Source organism: Mycobacterium sp. NGS22, assembly GCF_059813095.1.
Map to the genome: position 1 here is coordinate 41,509 of NZ_JCALDY010000013.1, position 17,372 is coordinate 58,880.

At 67.7% G+C, this 17,372-nt stretch carries 15 protein-coding genes; 10 read left to right on the forward strand and 5 right to left on the reverse strand.

The window, feature by feature from the left end; translation table 11 throughout:
• Positions 1 to 3 precede the first annotated feature (3 nt).
• The gene (locus AC5Y47_RS14235; protein WP_499944646.1) at positions 4 to 1,191 is read right to left on the reverse strand and encodes an acyl-CoA dehydrogenase; all 1,188 of its coding nucleotides are present in this window, start codon (positions 1,189 to 1,191) and stop codon (positions 4 to 6) included.
• Between the two features lie 35 nt (positions 1,192 to 1,226).
• On the opposite strand from AC5Y47_RS14235, the gene AC5Y47_RS14240 reads away from it, so the two are divergent.
• Genes AC5Y47_RS14240 through AC5Y47_RS14265 form a run of 6 tightly spaced genes read left to right on the forward strand, consistent with a single transcriptional unit; the run spans position 1,227 to position 6,499 of the window.
• The gene (locus AC5Y47_RS14240; protein WP_499944647.1) at positions 1,227 to 1,583 is read left to right on the forward strand and encodes a DUF3054 domain-containing protein; all 357 of its coding nucleotides are present in this window, start codon (positions 1,227 to 1,229) and stop codon (positions 1,581 to 1,583) included.
• Between the two features lie 60 nt (positions 1,584 to 1,643).
• Positions 1,644 to 2,510 (forward strand): SAM-dependent methyltransferase, encoded by an 867-nt coding sequence (locus tag AC5Y47_RS14245; protein ID WP_499944773.1) that lies wholly within the window; start codon positions 1,644 to 1,646, stop codon positions 2,508 to 2,510.
• An 11-nt stretch (positions 2,511 to 2,521) separates the two neighbouring features.
• The gene (locus AC5Y47_RS14250; protein WP_499944648.1) at positions 2,522 to 3,010 is read left to right on the forward strand and encodes a GNAT family N-acetyltransferase; all 489 of its coding nucleotides are present in this window, start codon (positions 2,522 to 2,524) and stop codon (positions 3,008 to 3,010) included.
• The gene (locus AC5Y47_RS14255) at positions 3,007 to 4,080 is read left to right on the forward strand and encodes an LLM class flavin-dependent oxidoreductase (RefSeq protein ID WP_499944649.1); all 1,074 of its coding nucleotides are present in this window, start codon (positions 3,007 to 3,009) and stop codon (positions 4,078 to 4,080) included. Before AC5Y47_RS14250 ends, AC5Y47_RS14255 begins: the two co-directional genes overlap by 4 nt.
• Positions 4,077 to 5,186, forward strand: a complete 1,110-nt coding sequence (locus AC5Y47_RS14260; RefSeq protein WP_499944650.1) for an LLM class flavin-dependent oxidoreductase — start codon at positions 4,077 to 4,079, stop codon at positions 5,184 to 5,186. The genes AC5Y47_RS14255 and AC5Y47_RS14260 overlap by 4 nt, the downstream gene beginning before the upstream one ends.
• Entirely contained in the window at positions 5,183 to 6,499 is a 1,317-nt protein-coding gene (locus AC5Y47_RS14265; protein WP_499944651.1) for an NtaA/DmoA family FMN-dependent monooxygenase, read from the forward strand. Before AC5Y47_RS14260 ends, AC5Y47_RS14265 begins: the two co-directional genes overlap by 4 nt.
• Here the strand turns inward: AC5Y47_RS14265 and AC5Y47_RS14270 are convergent.
• On the reverse strand, positions 6,496 to 7,233 hold the full coding sequence (locus AC5Y47_RS14270; protein WP_499944652.1) for an MBL fold metallo-hydrolase: 738 nt from the start codon (positions 7,231 to 7,233) through the stop codon (positions 6,496 to 6,498). The two genes, AC5Y47_RS14265 and AC5Y47_RS14270, sit on opposite strands and share 4 nt — an antisense overlap.
• A gap of 29 nt (positions 7,234 to 7,262) precedes the next feature.
• Here AC5Y47_RS14270 and fgd point away from each other — a divergent pair, with 29 nt between their 5' ends.
• The 4 genes from fgd to AC5Y47_RS14290 are packed head-to-tail and all read left to right on the forward strand — an operon-like array spanning position 7,263 to position 12,388.
• A complete protein-coding gene (gene fgd / locus AC5Y47_RS14275) occupies positions 7,263 to 8,273 on the forward strand; it encodes a glucose-6-phosphate dehydrogenase (coenzyme-F420) (protein WP_499944653.1) in 1,011 nt (336 codons plus the stop codon).
• On the forward strand, positions 8,266 to 10,350 hold the full coding sequence (pta, locus tag AC5Y47_RS14280) for a phosphate acetyltransferase (protein WP_499944654.1): 2,085 nt from the start codon (positions 8,266 to 8,268) through the stop codon (positions 10,348 to 10,350). Before fgd ends, pta begins: the two co-directional genes overlap by 8 nt.
• The gene (locus AC5Y47_RS14285) at positions 10,343 to 11,485 is read left to right on the forward strand and encodes an acetate kinase (RefSeq protein WP_499944655.1); all 1,143 of its coding nucleotides are present in this window, start codon (positions 10,343 to 10,345) and stop codon (positions 11,483 to 11,485) included. The genes pta and AC5Y47_RS14285 overlap by 8 nt, the downstream gene beginning before the upstream one ends.
• A 51-nt stretch (positions 11,486 to 11,536) precedes the next feature.
• Positions 11,537 to 12,388: a putative endonuclease domain-containing protein gene (locus AC5Y47_RS14290; protein ID WP_499944656.1), complete on the forward strand. Its 852-nt coding sequence runs from the start codon at positions 11,537 to 11,539 to the stop codon at positions 12,386 to 12,388.
• A 301-nt stretch (positions 12,389 to 12,689) separates the two neighbouring features.
• Here AC5Y47_RS14290 and AC5Y47_RS14295 read toward each other — a convergent pair whose 3' ends face one another.
• The 3 genes from AC5Y47_RS14295 to glnX are packed head-to-tail and all read right to left on the reverse strand — an operon-like array spanning position 12,690 to position 17,280.
• Complete coding sequence (locus AC5Y47_RS14295) at positions 12,690 to 15,002, reverse strand: serine/threonine-protein kinase PknG (protein WP_499944657.1); 2,313 nt, start codon at positions 15,000 to 15,002, stop codon at positions 12,690 to 12,692.
• Complete coding sequence (locus AC5Y47_RS14300) at positions 15,002 to 15,961, reverse strand: glutamate ABC transporter substrate-binding protein (RefSeq protein ID WP_499944658.1); 960 nt, start codon at positions 15,959 to 15,961, stop codon at positions 15,002 to 15,004. Before AC5Y47_RS14300 ends, AC5Y47_RS14295 begins: the two co-directional genes overlap by 1 nt.
• Positions 15,961 to 17,280 (reverse strand): protein kinase G-activating protein GlnX, encoded by a 1,320-nt coding sequence (gene glnX / locus AC5Y47_RS14305; RefSeq protein WP_499944659.1) that lies wholly within the window; start codon positions 17,278 to 17,280, stop codon positions 15,961 to 15,963. Before glnX ends, AC5Y47_RS14300 begins: the two co-directional genes overlap by 1 nt.
• Positions 17,281 to 17,372 lie beyond the last annotated feature (92 nt).

A 17,372-nucleotide genomic window follows, 5' to 3' on the forward strand; every position in this document is an offset into this window, starting at 1 on the left:
CCTCTACCGGAACGCGCCCACGCCGGTGAACGCCTGGCCGAGCACCAGTTGGTGCATCTCCGGAGTTCCCTCATAGGTCAACACCGACTCCAGGTTCACCATATGCCGGATCACCGGGTACTCCAGCGATATTCCGTTGCCGCCCAATATCGTTCGTGCCGTCCGGCAGATCTCGATGGCCTCGCGGGTGTTGTTGAGCTTGCCGAAGCTGACCTGTTCGGGACGCAGACCCACACTGTCCTTGAGCCGGCCCAGATGCAGCGACAGCAACTGTCCCTTGTGCAGTTCGACCGCCATGTCGACCAGCTTGGCCTGGGTCAACTGGAACCCGGCGATCGGGCGGCCGAACTGGGTGCGCTGCGACGCGTAGTCCAGCGCGGACTGCCACGCCGAGCGTGCCGCACCCATTGAGCCCCAGACGATTCCATAGCGCGCCTCCGACAGACACGCCAGCGGGCCGCGCAGTCCGGTTGCCCCGGGCAGCAGGGCGTCCTCGGGCAGCCGGACGTCGTCGAGCACCAACTCGCTGGTAATCGAGGCGCGCAGCGACAGCTTGTGGTGGATGGTGTTCGCGGAGAAGCCGGGCGTGTCGGTGGGGACGACGAAGCCGCGCACGCCGTCGTCCGTCGCGGCCCACACCACGGCGACGTCGGCGATCGAACCGTTGGTGATCCACATCTTGCGCCCGTTGAGCACCCAGTCCGACCCGTCACGCCGGGCCCGGGTCGTCATCGCGGCCGGGTCGGAGCCGGCGTCGGGCTCGGTCAACCCGAAACAGCCGATCAGTTCACCGGCCGCCATACCCGGCAGCCACTGCTGCTTCTGGTCCTCGGACCCGTTGTTCCAGATCGCGAACATCGCCAGCGAACCCTGCACCGACACCAGCGACCGGATCCCGGAGTCGGCCGCCTCCAGTTCCAGGCAGGCCAGCCCGTAGTGCACCGCCGACGCCCCGCCGCACCCGTAGCCCTCCAGATGCATTCCCAACAGCCCTAATTCGCCGAACTGCTTGGCCAGGTCCCGCGCCACCGGCAGGTCACCGTCCTCGAACCACTCGGCCACGTGCGGGGTGACGTGCTCGGCGCAGAAGGCCCGCACCGTGTCCCGTACGGCGATCTCGTCGCTGGACAACGACGCGTCCAGACCCAGCGGGTCGTAGGGATCAAAGGTCGGCGGCGCGTCTGTGTTCATCCCTCAATCCTGCCCGGGACCGGTAGTCTCGCTGCATGCAACCACGTCGTGGGCCGGCCTGGCTGGGCGTAGACGTCGTGGCGATCCTTGCTTTCTGTGCCCTCGGCCGCCGTAGCCACGACGAAGGCGTCAGCGTCGGCGGGTTGGCGGAGACGGCGTGGCCGTTTCTGACCGGCACCGCCATCGGCTGGCTGGCGTCGCGCGCGTGGCGACGGCCCACCGACGTGGCGCCGACCGGGGTGATCGTCTGGCTATCCACCGTGGTGACCGGCATGGCGCTGCGCAAAGCCAGTTCGGCCAGCGTGGCCGCGGCATTCGTGGCGGTCGCCTCGACGGTGACCGCGATGTTCCTGCTCGGATGGCGAGCCGCCTTCAAAGCACTGGACGGCTGACAGGCCGGACACGTGGTACGCGAGGACGGCGACACCTGGGATCTGTTCACCGGCGTCGGAATGACCGCGACGTTCGGCGCGACCGCCCGCGCGGTCGCCACCAACAAGGGGTTGATCAACGATCCGTTCGCCGCTCCGCTGGTCCGCGCCGCCGGGGTGGAGTACTTCATCCGGTTGATCGACGACGAGCAGTACGCGGCCGACGGCGGCGACAATCCGATGATGTCGGGGATGATCAACATTCTCGGGGTGCACGGCCGGTTCCTGGACGAGTTCCTCACCAGCGGCGCCCGGGCCGGAATTCGGCAGGCGGTGAACCTGGGCTGCGGGCTGGATTCCCGCGCGTACCGGCTCTGGTGGCCGGCCGGGACGCGGATGTACGAACTCGACCAGCCCGATGTGGTCGACTTCAAGGTGCGGGTATTGCGCGACCTGGGTGCCAAGCTGAGCGCGCATCGGTGCGCGGTGGGTGTCGACCTGCGCGCAGATTGGCTGACGGCGCTGCGTCGTGCCGGCTTCGATCCGGCCCAGCCCACCATGTGGATCGCGGAGAACCTGCTGGTCGGTTATCTGCCGCCCGATGCGCAGGATCGCCTGCTTCGTGACGTCAGCGCGGTCAGCGCCCCGGGTAGCTGGTTCGCCGCGGATTACCTGCCGTGGACCCCCATGCAGCTGCAGGAAGGGCGGGCCTTCATCGACCAGTGGCGCGGCCAGGGCTTGGACGTCGACCTGACCAAGTTGACGTACAACGCCGAGTTCCATTCCATCCCGGAGAACCTGGCCGCCCGGGGCTGGCAGGTCACCGACCGCAGCATCCTCGAGTTGGTCGCCGCCATCGGATTGGCGGGTCGTCGGCGCATGAGCCCGCACGATGTCGCCGTCAGCCCGCGATACCTCACCGGAATGCTTCCAGCCGACGCGCGTTAGACAGTTACGTGATGTCCACACCTTCGGCGCTGCGGTTTGTGCCCGTCGCGCTGAGCGACCCGCTGGCGCAGCCGCTGCTGGACGAACTGGCCGACGAGTACGCCGACCGGTACGGCGGGGAGCGGCGTCGCTACCGCGACTGGCTGGTCGACGGCCCGGACGGGGAGTTCGCGGCGCCGCACGGCGGCATGCTGATCGGCATGGTCGACGCGCAGCCCGTGACCGGAGGCGCATTCTGCCGGTACGACGACGAGACCGCCGAGATCAAGCGCGTCTGGACGCACCGCGATCATCGCCGCCGCGGGTACGCCGCCGCGCTGGTCGCCGCGCTGGAAGCCGGAGCCGCCGCCAGCGGCTATCGGCGGGTCTACCTGATCACCGGCGACCGTCAACCCGAGGCCGTGCAGCTGTACCGTTCGACCGGATACACCCAGCTGGCCGAACCGCTGCCGACCCGGGGCCCGGTGCTGCCGATCGCCTTCCTGAAGGCGCTTTCATGACTTTGCATCTGGGGGTGGCCCTCGACGGGCACGGCTGGCTCCCACAGGCCTGGCGCGTCACGCCGGGCACCGCCGGGTCGGTGCTCAGCGGCCGCTACTGGGCCGACCTGGCGGTCACCGCCGAACGCGGCTTCCTCGACTTCCTCACCATCGACGACACCCTGATGCCGCAGATCGGACGGGGTGAGCGGATTCGTCCCGAGCGTCTCGCCGGCCGCGGCGACGCGGTGCTGGTCGCGGCGCGGATCGCCCCGGCCACCCGGCACATCGGGTTGATCCCGGTCGCCACCGTCACCCACACCGAGCCGTTCCACATCTCCAAAGCCATTGCCACCCTTGACTTCGTGTCACACGGCCGGGCCGGCTGGCAGCCCAGGGTGAGTTCGACCAGCCACGAGGCGGCGCTGTTCGGCCGGCGGACCGTCGATCCGGCCGAGCTGTTCGCCGAGGCCCGCGACTACGTCGAGGTGGTACGCCGACTGTGGGACAGCTGGGAGGACGACGCGGTGATCCGCGACGCCGCCACCGGACGCTTCGTCGACCGGGACAAGCTGCACTACATCGACTTCACCGGAAAGTTCTTCTCGGTCAAGGGTCCGTCGATCACGCCGCGCCCGCCGCAGGGCCAGCCGGTGGTGGCCGCGCTGGCGCACGCCGGCCCGGTCTACGAGTTCGCCGCCGACAGCGCCGACCTCGTGTTCGTCACGCCCACCGATGCCGATTCACTGCGCGGCATCCTCGCCGAGATACCATCAACACGACTGAAAGTGTTTGCGGACGTGGTGGTTTCGTTTCACGACAATGCTGACTTTGTGTCCGACACGCTGGTCTGGTCCGGTACCGCAACGGGATTGGTGGACATGGTGCTGCACTGGCAGACTCTGGGGATCGACGGCGTGCGGTTGCGGCCGGCCGTCAACGCCACGGACCTGCCGGTGATCGTCGATGACGTGGTGCCGCTCCTGCAGCGCGCCAAGCAATTCCGGACCGCCTACCGGGACGGTGAGACGTTGCGGGAACGGCTCGGCCTGCCGGCGGCGCCCAATCGGTACACGGGGGTGAATCGATGATCCCGCTGTCGATACTGGACCTGTCGCCGATCAGCTCCGGCAGCGACGCGGCCACCGCGCTGCGCAACACAGTCGAGTTGGCGCAGCGCGCCGAGCGGTGGGGGTACCGCCGCTTCTGGATTGCCGAGCACCACTTCGTCGCCGTCGCCAGTGCGGCGCCGGCGGTGCTGATCGGGCAGATCGCCGCTGCTACCAACAAGATCCGGGTGGGTTCGGCCGCCGTGCAACTGGGTCATCACACCGCGGCCTCGGTGGTGGAGAGCTTCGGGATGCTCGACGCCTTCTATCCGGGCCGTATCGACCTGGGCGTGGGGCGCTCCGGTCAGCGGCGTGCCAAGCAGGACAAGCCCAAGCGGCGGGAGCCGAAGCCGCCCCGCGTTTGGCACGAAGTCGACGGAGTGGTGATCCCCACGCCGTTCGACCTCCGAAAGATGCTGGGTCTCGGCCAGATTCAGGCGACCATGTCGGTCCTGCAGCAGCCCGAGGCGGTGACACCGGACTTCGCCGAGATGGTCGGCGACATCATCGCGATGCTGACCGGCAACTACCACGTCGACGGCCACCACCTGCACGCCACGCCCGGGGAAGGCGCCGACCTGACACCCTGGATCTTCGGCAGCACCAAAGGACCCAGCGCCGCGCTGGCCGGAGCGCTCGGGTTGCCGTTCGTCGGCAGCTACCACATCACCCCGGCCACCGCGCTGGAAGCCATCGACGCCTACCGCGAAGCCTTCGTCCCGTCGAAGTCATTGCAGCGCCCCTACGTTGCGGTGTCGGCCGACATCGTCGTCGCCGACGACTCCGCCACCGCTCGGCGTCTGGCATCGAGCTACGGCCGCTGGGTCTATTCCGTCCGGACCGGTGGTGCCGCGCCGTACCCGGATCCCGACGACTGTGAACCGCTGACCGACGAACAACAGGAGATGGTAAAAGACCGCACCGCAACGCAATTCGTCGGCGATCCGGACGAGGTCGCCGAAAAGCTCGCGGCGCTGCAACAGGTGACCGGCGCCGACGAACTCGTCGTCACCTCGGTCACCCATCGGCATGAGGACCGGCTGCGCTCCCACGAACTGATCGCGCGGCGGTGGGGGATCACACCATGAGCCGCAAGCCCATTCACCTGGCCGCTCACTTCCCCGGCGTCAACAACACCACCGTGTGGACCGATCCCACGTCGGGCAGTCAGATCGAGTTCGACTCGTTCGTGCACCTGGCCCGCACCGCCGAACGAGGCTTGTTCGACTTTTTCTTCCTCGCCGAGGGGCTGCGGCTGCGTGAGCACCGTGGCCGCATCCACGATCTGGATGTGGTGGGCCGCCCGGACACCTTCACCGTGCTGGCGGCGCTGGCCGGCGTCACCGACCGGATCGGCCTGACCGGCACCATCAACACCACCTTCAACGAACCATTCGAGGTGGCAAGGCAATTCGCCACCCTGGACCATCTGTCCGAGGGGCGGGCCGGGTGGAACATCGTCACCTCCTCGGATGCGTTCACCGGGGCCAACTTCCGCCGCGGCGGGTTTCTGGGCCACGCCGACCGCTACCGCAGGGCCGAGGAGTTCCTGACCGCCGCCCGTGCCTTCTGGGACAGTTGGGCGCCCGATGCCGTGCTGGCCGACGTCGAGGCCGGGGTCTATGTCGATCCCAAACACATTCGTAGCGTTGAGTATTCGAGCTCACAGTTCGACGTGCGCGGTTACGCGACCTTGCCGGCCGGTCCGCAGGGTCACCCGGTGCTGCTGCAGGCCGGTGACTCCGACGAGGGCCGCGGGTTCGGCGCGCGGCACGCCGACGCGTTGTTCACCCTGCACGGTTCGCTGGAAGACGGGCAGCGCTACTACGCCGACGTCAAGGGCCGGGCCCGGGCCAGCGGCCGGGATCCCAACCAGCTCAAGGTCTTTCCGGCGGCTACCTTCGTCCTGGGCGACACCGACGACGAAGCGCGGGACAAGGCGCGCCACATTCGCCATCAGCAGGTCAGCGGTGCCACCGCGATCGCGATGCTCGAGCAGGTGTGGGGCCGCGAACTCGGCGACTACGACCCGGACGGTCCCCTTCCCGAGATGGATCCGGTCCTCGACAGCGACATCACCCAGGGACGCGTGCGCCACGGGGATCCGGTGAAGGTGGCGCGCCGGTGGCGGGAGCGAGCCGAAGCGGAGGGCCTGTCCATCCGCGAGCTGATCATCGCCGTCACCAGCCGAGAGCAATTCGTCGGCACCGCAACGCATATCGCCGACGAGATCGACCGCTACGTTCAGGCCGACGCCTGCGACGGGTTTATCCTGGTGCCGCACCTGACCCCGCACGGTCTCGACGAATTCGTCGACCGGGTGGTGCCGCTGCTGCAGGAGCGCGGCGCCTATCGCACCGAATACACCGGCACGACACTGCGCGAGCACCTGGCGGACTAACGCGCTTTCTGTAGCGCGGCATCGGTGGCCTCGCGGATCGGGCCGCGCCACAGCGGCCCGTGGCCAGGAGCCAGGATCTCGGTCTCCACCTCGGCCAGCACCGATAGCGTGCGGATGCACTCCTGCTGGCTGTAGCTGAAGATGGCGGGCAGCAGTTGCGGGCCTTCCTGACGCAGCAATGGGTGTCCGGTGACCAGCGCGTCCCCGCTGGCCAGCACCCCGTCGACCAGATACGAGCAGTGGCCGTTGGTATGGCCGGGGCTGAACACGGGTCGCGGACGGCCGGGCAACGCGGCGGCGACATCGGGCGTCAGCGGCTGGGTGGTCGGGATCCCTTCGCGGATCAGCCCACCACTGCGCACCACATGGGCGGTCCACACCGCCCAGCGGGGCCGCCAGAGGCGCAGGGCGAGATCGCTGATCTTGACCTGTTCCAGGTATTCGCGTTTGGCGTGCCCCACCTCGTCGGCGTGGCAGTACACCGGGGTGCCGTGCTCCCTGGCGAACCAGATCGCGGTGCCCAGGTGGTCGATATGGGCATGGGTGAGCAGGATCGCGCGCAGGTCGCCAGGACCGTAGCCCAGCGTGCGCAGCGAAGTCAGCACCTCCTCGCGGTCGCCGGGGTAGCCGGCGTCGATCAGCATCACGCCGGTGTCGTCGGTGACCAGCGTCCAGTTGACCGCTTCGCCGTGGGCGAGGTGGACGCTGTCGGTGACTTGTACTAGGTCCGTCATGCCGGGAAGTGTAGGAGTAGAAAGAAACAGTGGCTGAACTGAAACTCGGATACAAGGCGTCCGCCGAACAATTCGCACCGCGCGAGCTCGTCGAACTGGCCGTCCTCGCCGAAGCGCACGGCATGGACAGCGCCACCGTCAGCGACCATTTCCAGCCGTGGCGGCACAAGGGCGGGCACGCGCCGTTCTCCCTGGCGTGGATGACCGCCGTCGGGGAGCGCACCGAGCGGCTGCAGCTGGGCACGTCGGTGCTCACCCCGACCTTCCGGTACAACCCCGCCGTCATCGCGCAGGCGTTCGCCACGATGGGATGCCTGTACCCGGGCCGCGTCTTCCTCGGCGTCGGCACCGGGGAGGCGCTCAACGAGATCGCCACCGGCTACGAGGGGGACTGGCCGGAGTTCAAGGAGCGGTTCGCCCGACTGCGGGAGTCCGTGCGGCTGATGCGCGAATTGTGGCGCGGCGACCGCGTCGACTTCGACGGCGAGTACTACCGCACCAAGGGCGCCTCCATCTACGACGTGCCCGAGGGCGGCGTCCCCGTCTACATCGCGGCCGGCGGCCCGGCGGTGGCCAAGTACGCCGGCCGCGCCGGCGACGGCTTCATCTGCACGTCCGGCAAGGGTGAGGAGCTCTACACCGAGAAGCTGATGCCCGCGGTCCGGGAGGGAGCGCAGATCAACGACCGCAACGTCGACGACATCGACAAGATGATCGAGATCAAGATCTCCTACGACACCGACCCCGAGCTGGCCCAGGAGAACACCCGGTTCTGGGCGCCGTTGTCGTTGAGTGCCGAACAGAAGCACAGCATCGACGACCCCATCGAGATGGAGAAGGCCGCCGACGCCCTGCCGATCGAGCAGATCGCGAAGCGCTGGATCGTGTCCTCCGATCCCGACGAGGCGGTCGAGAAGGTCGGACAGTACGTGCAGTGGGGCCTCAACCACCTGGTGTTCCACGCGCCCGGGCACGATCAGCGGCGCTTCCTGGAGCTCTTCGAGAAGGATCTCGAACCCAGGTTGCGCAAACTTGGCTGACATCTCCGGGATCTACATCGCCGCACCCGAAGCCGAGACCGGCAAGTCGACCATTGCGCTCGGCCTGCTGCACCGCCTGGGCGCGACCGTCGCCAAAGTCGGTGTGTTCCGGCCGATTACGCGGTTGGGGGACGGCCGCGACTACATCTTGGAGTTGCTGCTCGACCACTCGACTGCGGGCCTGCCCTACGAACAGTGCGTCGGGGTGACCTACCAGCAACTGCACGACGACGGCGACGCGGCGATGTCGTGCATCGCCGACGCGTATCACGCGATGGCCGAGAAGTGCGACGCGGTGGTGATCGTGGGCAGCGATTTCACCGACATCGGCGGCGCGACGACACCGGCCGGGTTCGCGGTCAACGCCCGGATCGCGGTCAACTTGGGTGCGCCGGTGCTGCTGATGGTGCGCGGCAAGGACCGCACCCCGCAGGAGGTCGCTGCCGTCGTCGAGGTCTGCCTGGCGGAGTTGTCGACGCAGCGGGCGCACACCGCGGCGGTGGTGGCCAACCGGTGTGAACCCGACGAGCTGGACGCGGTCCGGGAGGCACTGCGCGAGTTCACCCCGCGCAGCTATGTATTGCCCGAGGAACCGCTGCTGGCGGCTCCGACGGTGGCCGAACTGTGCGACGCGGTCAACGGCACACCGGTCAGTGGTGACGCCACGCTGCGGGAACGTGAGGTGATGGGCGTGATGGTCGCCGGGATGACCGCCGACCACGTGCTGGAACGGCTGCGCGACGGCATGGCGGTGATCACTCCCGGTGACCGCTCGGACGTGGTGCTGGCCGTGGCGAGTGCGCATGCGGCGCAAGGGTTTCCGTCGCTGTCCTGCATCATCCTCAACGGCGGTTTCGACCTGCATCCTTCGATAGCGGCCCTGGTGTCCGGCCTGCGTCTGCGGCTGCCGATCATCGCCACCACGCTGGGCACCTACGACACCGCCAGCGCCGCGGCTTCGGCCCGCGGCCGGGTCACCGCCTCGTCGCAACGCAAGATCGACACGGCGCTGCAACTGATGGACCGCCACGTAGACGTCGCGGACCTGTTGGAGCAGTTGGCCATTCCCATCCCCACGGTGATCACGCCGCAAATGTTCACCCGTCAGCTGCAACAGCAGGCGCGGGCGGACCGCAAGTGCATTGTGCTGCCCGAGGGTGAGGACGACCGAATCCTGAAGTCCGCCGGGCGCCTGCTGCAGCGCGAGGTCGCCAACCTGACGATCCTGGGCGACGAGACGCAAGTCCGTTCGCGCGCAGCCGAACTCGGTGTCAGTCTGGACGCGGCGACGGTGATCGACCCCCGCTCCAGCGACCTGCACGAACAATTCGCCGAGCAGTACGCCGAACTGCGCAAGGCCAAGGGCGTCACCGTCGAGCAAGCCCGCGAGATCATGAACGACGCAACGTATTTCGGCACCATGCTGGTCTACAACGGGATAGTCGAGGGCATGGTGTCCGGTGCGGTGCACACCACCGCTCACACCGTCCGTCCCGCATTGGAGATCATCCGGACGGTTCCCGATGTGTCCACCGTGTCCAGCATCTTCCTGATGTGTCTGCCCGATCGGGTGCTGGCCTACGGGGACTGCGCAATTGTTCCGAACCCGACGCCCGAACAGCTCGCCGACATCGCGATCAGCTCGGCGCGCACCGCCGCGCAGTTCGGCATCGACCCCCGGGTGGCGATGTTGTCCTATTCCACCGGCTCGTCGGGATCCGGCGCGGATGTCGACAAGGTGCGCGAGGCAACCGAACTGGTGCGGTCCCGGGAACCGGAGCTGCTGGTCGAAGGTCCAATCCAGTACGACGCCGCGGTGGATCCGTCGGTCGCGGCCACCAAGATGCGCGATTCGCCGGTGGCCGGGCGCGCCACGGTGCTGATCTTCCCCGACCTGAACACCGGGAACAACACCTACAAGGCGGTGCAGCGGTCCGCCGGTGCCATCGCGATCGGGCCGGTGTTGCAGGGTCTGCGCAAGCCGGTCAACGACCTGTCTCGGGGCGCGCTGGTCGAGGACATCGTCAATACCGTTGCAATCACGGCGATTCAGGCGCAGGGTATCCCCGATGAGTGACCGTCTGGTGCTGGTGATCAACTCCGGTTCGTCGTCGCTGAAGTTTCAGCTCGTCGATCCAGACTCGGGGGAGTCGCGGGCCGGCGGCGTGGTAGAGCAGATCGGGGAACCCTCGTCGTCGGTTGCCGACCACGAAGCGGCGCTGCGCCGTGCGTTCGACCTGCTGTCCGAGGACGGCATCGACCTGCACGACAGCGGGCTGGTCGCGGTTGGGCACCGAGTCGTGCACGGCGGCAACAGATTCCACGAACCGACGCGCCTGGACGACGCGGTGGTCGGAGAGCTACACCAGCTTTCGCCGCTGGCGCCGTTGCACAATCCCCCGGCCTTGACGGGCATCGAAGTGGCACGCAAGCTGCTGCCCGAGGTGCCCCATGTCGCGGTGTTCGACACCGCCTTCTTTCACCATCTGCCCGCGGCGGCCGCCACCTATGCCCTCGACCGGGGCCTGGCCGCTGCTTATCAGATCCGGCGGTACGGATTTCACGGCACCTCACATGAATACGTCAGCCAGCAGGCCGCTGCGTTCCTGGGCCGACCTCTGGACAGCGTGAATCAGATTGTGCTGCATCTGGGTAACGGCGCGTCGGCGTCGGCGGTGGTGGGTGGCCGACCGGTGGAGACGTCGATGGGTCTGACCCCGTTGGAGGGCCTGGTGATGGGCACCCGCAGCGGCGATGTCGACCCCGGCGTCATCAGCTACCTGTGGCGCACCGCCGAGATGGGCGTCGACGAGATCGAGACGATGCTCAACAAGAAGTCCGGTGTGCAGGGCCTGGCTGGTGAACGCGACTTCCGCCGGCTGCGCGCCAACATCGAATCCGGCGACGCCGCAGCCAAATTGGCCTACGACGTGTTCATCCACCGGCTGCGCAAGTACATCGGCGCCTACCTGGCGGTGCTTGGCCACACCGACGTGATCAGCTTCACCGCCGGGATCGGTGAGCACGACGTGGCGGTGCGCCGGGACGCTCTGGCCGGGCTGCGCGAGTTGGGGATCGAGCTCGACGAGGACCGCAACGCGACCGGCAGCGGCGCTCGGCGCATCTCGTCGGACGAGTCGCGAATCTCTGTGCTGGTCGTGCCGACCAACGAGGAGCTGGCCATCGCGCGCGACTGCGTAGGCGTGTTGTAGCTGTGGATAGCCGAATGCGCGGTTTGCCTTGTCCGTGGGACTCTGCCGGTCATGGAGGAGCCGTTCTTCGGCAGCAGGGCGCTGGCCGGTGGGACCTTGAATCGCCATCAGCTGCGCACGCGATACCGCGCTTTGCTGCCCGACGTCTACCTCGCGGCGCGGGCCGAGCCGTTACTGGAGCAGCGCATCGCGGCGGCTTGGCTGTGGTGCAAGGGAGGCGCTACGGTCGCGGGTGCGGCCGCGGCTGCGTTGCACGGCGCCAGGTGGATTCCCCGAGACGTCCCAATCGAATTGATCTGTAACAACTCTCGACCACCCCGTGGCATCGTGACCAGAAGGTGTCTGCTGTTGGACGGTGAAAAGCAGACGATCGACGGCCGTTCGGTCACCACGGCGGAGCGCACCGCATTCGACATCGGCCGGAGGGGAGCACTGCACTCAGCGGTTGCTCGACTGGATGCGCTGGCGGCTGCGACGGGGTTCAAAGTGCCCGATGTACTGGAACTCGCACGATGCCACCCGCGCTCGCCAGGTCTGCGACGTCTGGAGACCGCGCTGGAACTCGTCGACGCGGGTGCGCAGTCGCCGAGGGAGACCTACCTTCGGCTGCTCTTGATCGAAGCCGGGTTCCCGCGGCCGCAGACCCAGATCCCGGTACTGGGCAAGGACGGGATTCCGTTCGCGCACGTGGACGTGGGTTGGGAACAGTTTCTGGTTGGCGTGGAATACGAGGGTAAGCACCACCAGACCGAACGCGGACGATATGTGTACGACATTCGGCGCTTGGAGATGCTCGAGCAGATGGGCTGGATCATAGTCCGCATCGTCGTCGAGAATCGGCCTGCCGAAATCGTGCGCCGAGTGAGAGTGGTGATGGAGGAACGGGGTTGGCGTGGGCAATGACGGCTTTGGTTGTGAAGTCAGGGTTTTCGGAGTGAACGTAGGGCGGGGAAATCGGCGGATCTTCGCCCAGGGTTCACGCGCAACGCCCAGGCTTCACGCGCAACGCCCAGGCTTCACGCGCAACGCGGGAGCGCTCCTGAACAGCGGTAGAGTGTGAGTACTTGGCTTTGGTTGTGAAGTCAGGGTTTTCGGAGTGAACGTAGGGCGGGGAAATCGGCGGATCTTCGCCCAGGCTTCACGCGCAACGCCCAGGGTTCACGCGCAACGCCCAGCGGTCGAGGGTGAAGCGCCACGGTGGCGACTAGAAAGTGCTGATCGGCCGCACGTTATTGGCCATGTCCACAAGCGTGTACCGGTGCCGCTGGGTCGGCGCCACACGTGCCAGGTTGCGCAGTGACGCCTCCACACCCAACCGCAGACCGTGGTCGGTGAACGGGAAGCCCAGGATGTGATTGGTGCTGGCTTGATTATTGGCCCGGTTGTCCTGCAACCAGTCCATCGCGCCGCCCAGCACCAGCGCGCGGATCTGCAGGACGCGTGGCTCGGTGGCCGGCAGCGCTTCCACCCGGCGCGCGGCGTCGCGGATCTGTTCCTCGGTGATCTCGTTCTGCGACCGCCCGGACAGCAGCGTCACCGCGCTGGTCAGTCGGGCGGTGGTGAAATGCCTTGAGGTGGGCGGTACTTCGTCGAGCACCCGCACCGCACCGTTGCGATCACCGGCGGCCGAGAGGGATCTGGCCAATCCGAAAGCCGCCGAGATCACGCCGTCGTTGGTCCCCCACACCCGCCGGTAGAAGTTCTGCTCGTCGGGCTGCGAGGCCAACTCGGCGGTCGCGGCCAGCGCAAGCTTGGGCGCCAGCTCCCCCGGGAAGGTGTCCAGCACGTCGGCGAAATCCCGGATGGCCGAGTCGTAATCGCCGGTGAGCAACTCCGCCACCGCGCGGTACCACACCAGGCGCCACTGCCAGCCGACCCGCTCGGCCAGGTCGTTGAGCTTGCGCGTCGCCTTGCTGACGTCACCCAGGTCCAGCAGCGCGCGGACCTCCATCAGCGGCAGTTCCACCGACTCGGACACGTCGGCACCGTCGGCGTCCAGCGAGCCGTGCCGCGCGGCCCGCAACGAGTCCAACGTCTGCACCGGCTGCGACAGCACCGTGGCCTGCAGCACCGGCGCGGCGACGTCGGCCGGATCGACCAGCGGCACCGACAGCGCCGTCACGATCTCCTTGGCGGTCAGCTTCTCCGAATGCACCTGCCCGTCCAGGTACACGTCGGTGTGCGCCACCAGCAGGTCCACCCCGAACGTCGAGCGGCTGGGACTGAAGATCGTCGACAACCCGGGCCGGGGCACCCCGGTGTCCTGGGCCACCACCTCACGCAGCACACCCATCAGCTGCGCGGACATCTCGTCGGCGCTGGCGAACCGCCGCCGCGGGTCGGGGTCGATGGCCCGGCGCAGCAACCGGCCGAAGGAGTCGTACTCGGTCAGCACCGGGTCGTCGTCTGGCAGCCCGTCCACGTAACGCCCGTTGCGGGTGCGCAGATTCAGCGTCAACGCCGCCAGCGTGCGCCCCACGGTGTAGATGTCGGTGCAGATGGTCGGGCCGGTCCGCACGATCTCGGGCGCCTGGTAGCCAGGCGTGCCGTACAGGTAGCCGAACGAGTTGATCCGCGACACCGCGCCGAGGTCGATCAGCTTCAGCTGCTCCTCGGTGAGCATGATGTTCTCCGGCTTCAGGTCGTTGTAGACCAAGCCGATGGAATGCAGATAGCTCAGGGCGGGCAGGATCTCCAGGATGTAGGCGATCGCCTCGGAAACCGGCAGCTTCTCGGTCTTGCCGTTCTTGCGGCTGCGCTTGAGCGACTGCCCGCCGATGTACTCCATGACGATGTAGCCGACCGGGTCGCCGTGCTTGTCGTTGTGCTCGACGAAGTTGAAGATCTGCACGATCGAGGGGTGCACGACCTCGGCCAGGAACTGTCGCTCGGCCATCGCGATCGCCTGCGCCTCGGCGTCACCGGAATGCACCAGGCCTTTGAGCACCACCGGCCGGTCGTTGACGTTGTGGTCTACGGCGAGGTAGACCCAGCCCAGGCCGCCGTGCGCGATGCAACCCTTGACCTCGTACTGGCCGGCGATGATGTCGCCCGGATTCAACTGTGGCACAAAGGAATACGGGCTGCCGCAATACGGGCACCAACCCTCCGACGCGCCTTCGCCCTCCGAGCCCGACCGCCCGACCGGCCGCCCGCAGTTCCAGCAGAAGCGCTTGGACTCCGGGACGACCGGGTTTTCCATCAGCGCTTTGAGCGGGTCGATGTCCGGCACCCGCGGGATCTCCACCAGTCCGCCGCCGAGCTGTCGGACCGGCGGCAACGACCGCGTCGCCCCGGCCAGGCGGTCCTGCGGCTGGGTGTCTATGGAGCCCAGCGTCCAGGCGGAGTCGTCGTCATCGTCGTCGTCGAAATCGGGCCGGAACAACGCCTGCGTGGCCTGCGGCTGGCCCGTCGTGGCGGTCGCACCCGTCTGCACGTCCTCCGGCTGGTAAGCCGGTTCGGCGGCGGTGTCCTGGTCGAGTTCGTCCCGCTGGTCTTGCTGCGCCGGCTTGCCCATCAGTCCACGTACTTCGGTTGGGGCGGCAGTGGCGCGGGGCCCAGGTCCGTCAACCACTTGCGGTACAAGGTGTTCCAGGTGCCGTCGTTCCGGATGCGTTCCAGGGTGCCGTTGACGAACCGGACCAGTCCGGTGTTGTCCAGGTTGATCCCGATGCCATAGGGCTGGGTGGCCATGTTCGGCCCGACGATGCGCAGCGACGGGTCTTCGCCGACCAACCCGGCCAGGATCGTGTCGTCGGTGGACACCGCGTCGATCTGGCGTTGCTGCATCGCCACCAGACAGTCGGCCCAGTTCACCACCGACACGATGACCGGCGGCGGCGCGATCTCGCGGACCCGGCGCAGCGAGGTGGTGCCGCGGGCCACGCAGACCCGCTTCCCGGACAGGTCCGCCGCCTTGCTGATCGAGGAATCCCGCGGGGCCAGGATGCGCTGGCTGGCGTCGAGGTAGACGGTGGAGAAGTTGACCAGCTTGCGGCGCTCGCAGGTGATGGTCATGGTTTTGACGACGATGTCGACCTGCGAGCGCTGCAGCGCGGTGATGCGCTCGTCGGCCGACAGGATCCGGTATTCGACGTGGTTGGGCCCGCCGAAGATGTCGCGTGCCACCTCCCCGGCGATGTCGACGTCGAAGCCGGTGATGTCGCCGGTGATGGGGTCCCGGAAGCTGAACAGGTTGCTGCCGATGTCCAGCCCGACGATCAGCCGGCCGCGGGTGCGGATGTTGGCCACGGCGGCGTCAGCGTCGGCTTTGTTGGGGAACGGGCGCAGGCTGGCGGTGGGATTGCAGTCCTGGCTGGTGGTATCCGGCGGCAGCGGGGTCTCCATCGGCAATTCCTGCATGCCCACCGGTGTCGGCGGCGGCAGCGTGGGGATCGCCTCGACTTTCAACGGTTCGGAGTGACCGCAGCCGACCAGCAACACCGCCGCCGCGACCAAGACGAGCAGGCGCCTCATCACCGATACTCTTTCAGTCGCGGCCACAGCCCCAGCGCGACCGCGATCGCCGCGCCCAGGCTCAGCACCACCGCACCGATCTGCGCCCCGGCCAGGCCACGCTTCGCGTTGAGCACGTCGTTGCGCAGATGATTACGGCTTTGCTCGATGGCCTTGGTGAGCGCCTCGTCCAGCTTGTCGAAGGCCGGGGTGGAGTCGTCCTCGTTCTTGCCCAACGCCACCTGGGTGGCCGACCGGTAGTTGCCGACCGAGATGTAGGCGTTGATCCGGTCGTTGGCCTGCTGCCAGCGATCCAGCAGCTGCTCGGCGCCCTGCAGATCGACCTTGTCGACGGCGTCATTGCGGGCCATGTACGCGTCGAGCTGGCGGTGCATGGCGTCGATACGCTGGTAGAACGCCCGCTTGCGAACCTCTTCGTCGCCGCGGCGGATCAGCGACAACGTCTCGTCGGCGCGGGCCTGCTGGGCGGTGATGGCCAGGTTGGTGACGGTTTTCAACGACTCGGCGGCAGTGTCTTTCGCACTGCGGCTCGCAGTGGTGGAAATAGTCAACGCGGTCCCGACCCATACCACCATGACGAGGATACCGAGACCCCCGACGACCAGGCCGGGGTTGACGCGGCGCCGGGTGCGCCGGGCCAGCCACCGGTGCGCGAACGCGCCGAACACGACGGTGGTGGCGACCACCAGGATGACGGGAGCCGGGATTTCGGTGGACGCCGTGGTTTCGCTGTCCACCCGGGCCGACGTCGCCTGGTAGAGCCGCTGTGCGTCGGGCAGGATGCGCGACTGCATCAACCCCGACGCCTCCGACAGGTACGACGATCCGACGGGGTTGCCGGCCCGGTTGTTGGTGCGCGCGGTCTCGACCAGCCCGGTGTACACCGCGAGTTCGGCGTTGATCCGGCCCAGCAGCTGCACCAGCGACTCGTCGGTCAGGCCGCTGGACGCCCTGGTCACCGCCACCGCGGCGTCGGTGATGGCCTGCTCGTAACGCAGCCGGACCGCTCGCGGTTCGGACTGGGCGATGAACGCGGTGGCTGCCGCGGCATCGGCCACCGACAGCGTGGTGTAGAGCCGCCCAGCCGCGAACGACAGCGGCTCGGTGTGGTCGAGCACCGTGGTCAGCACCTGCTGGCGGTGGTTGATCGTGGTCGAGGTGGCGAAGGCACTGGAGACGCCGAGCGCGGCCAGCACGATGCCGATGGACAGGATGCGCCCGGGGGTGGTGGAGATGAACCACCAGCGTGGATGGGCGGGTTCGGCGGGCGAGCGCGATCCCAGCGGCTCGGTAGACGGATGCGCCAGCTCAACCGTCACTTCTGCTCAGCCCTCATCTTTCGGCCATCTCACGAACCCGTATAAGCGAAAGTTTATGAGCATCTCGCAGCGGATGTGGGGAGGCGAGGCGA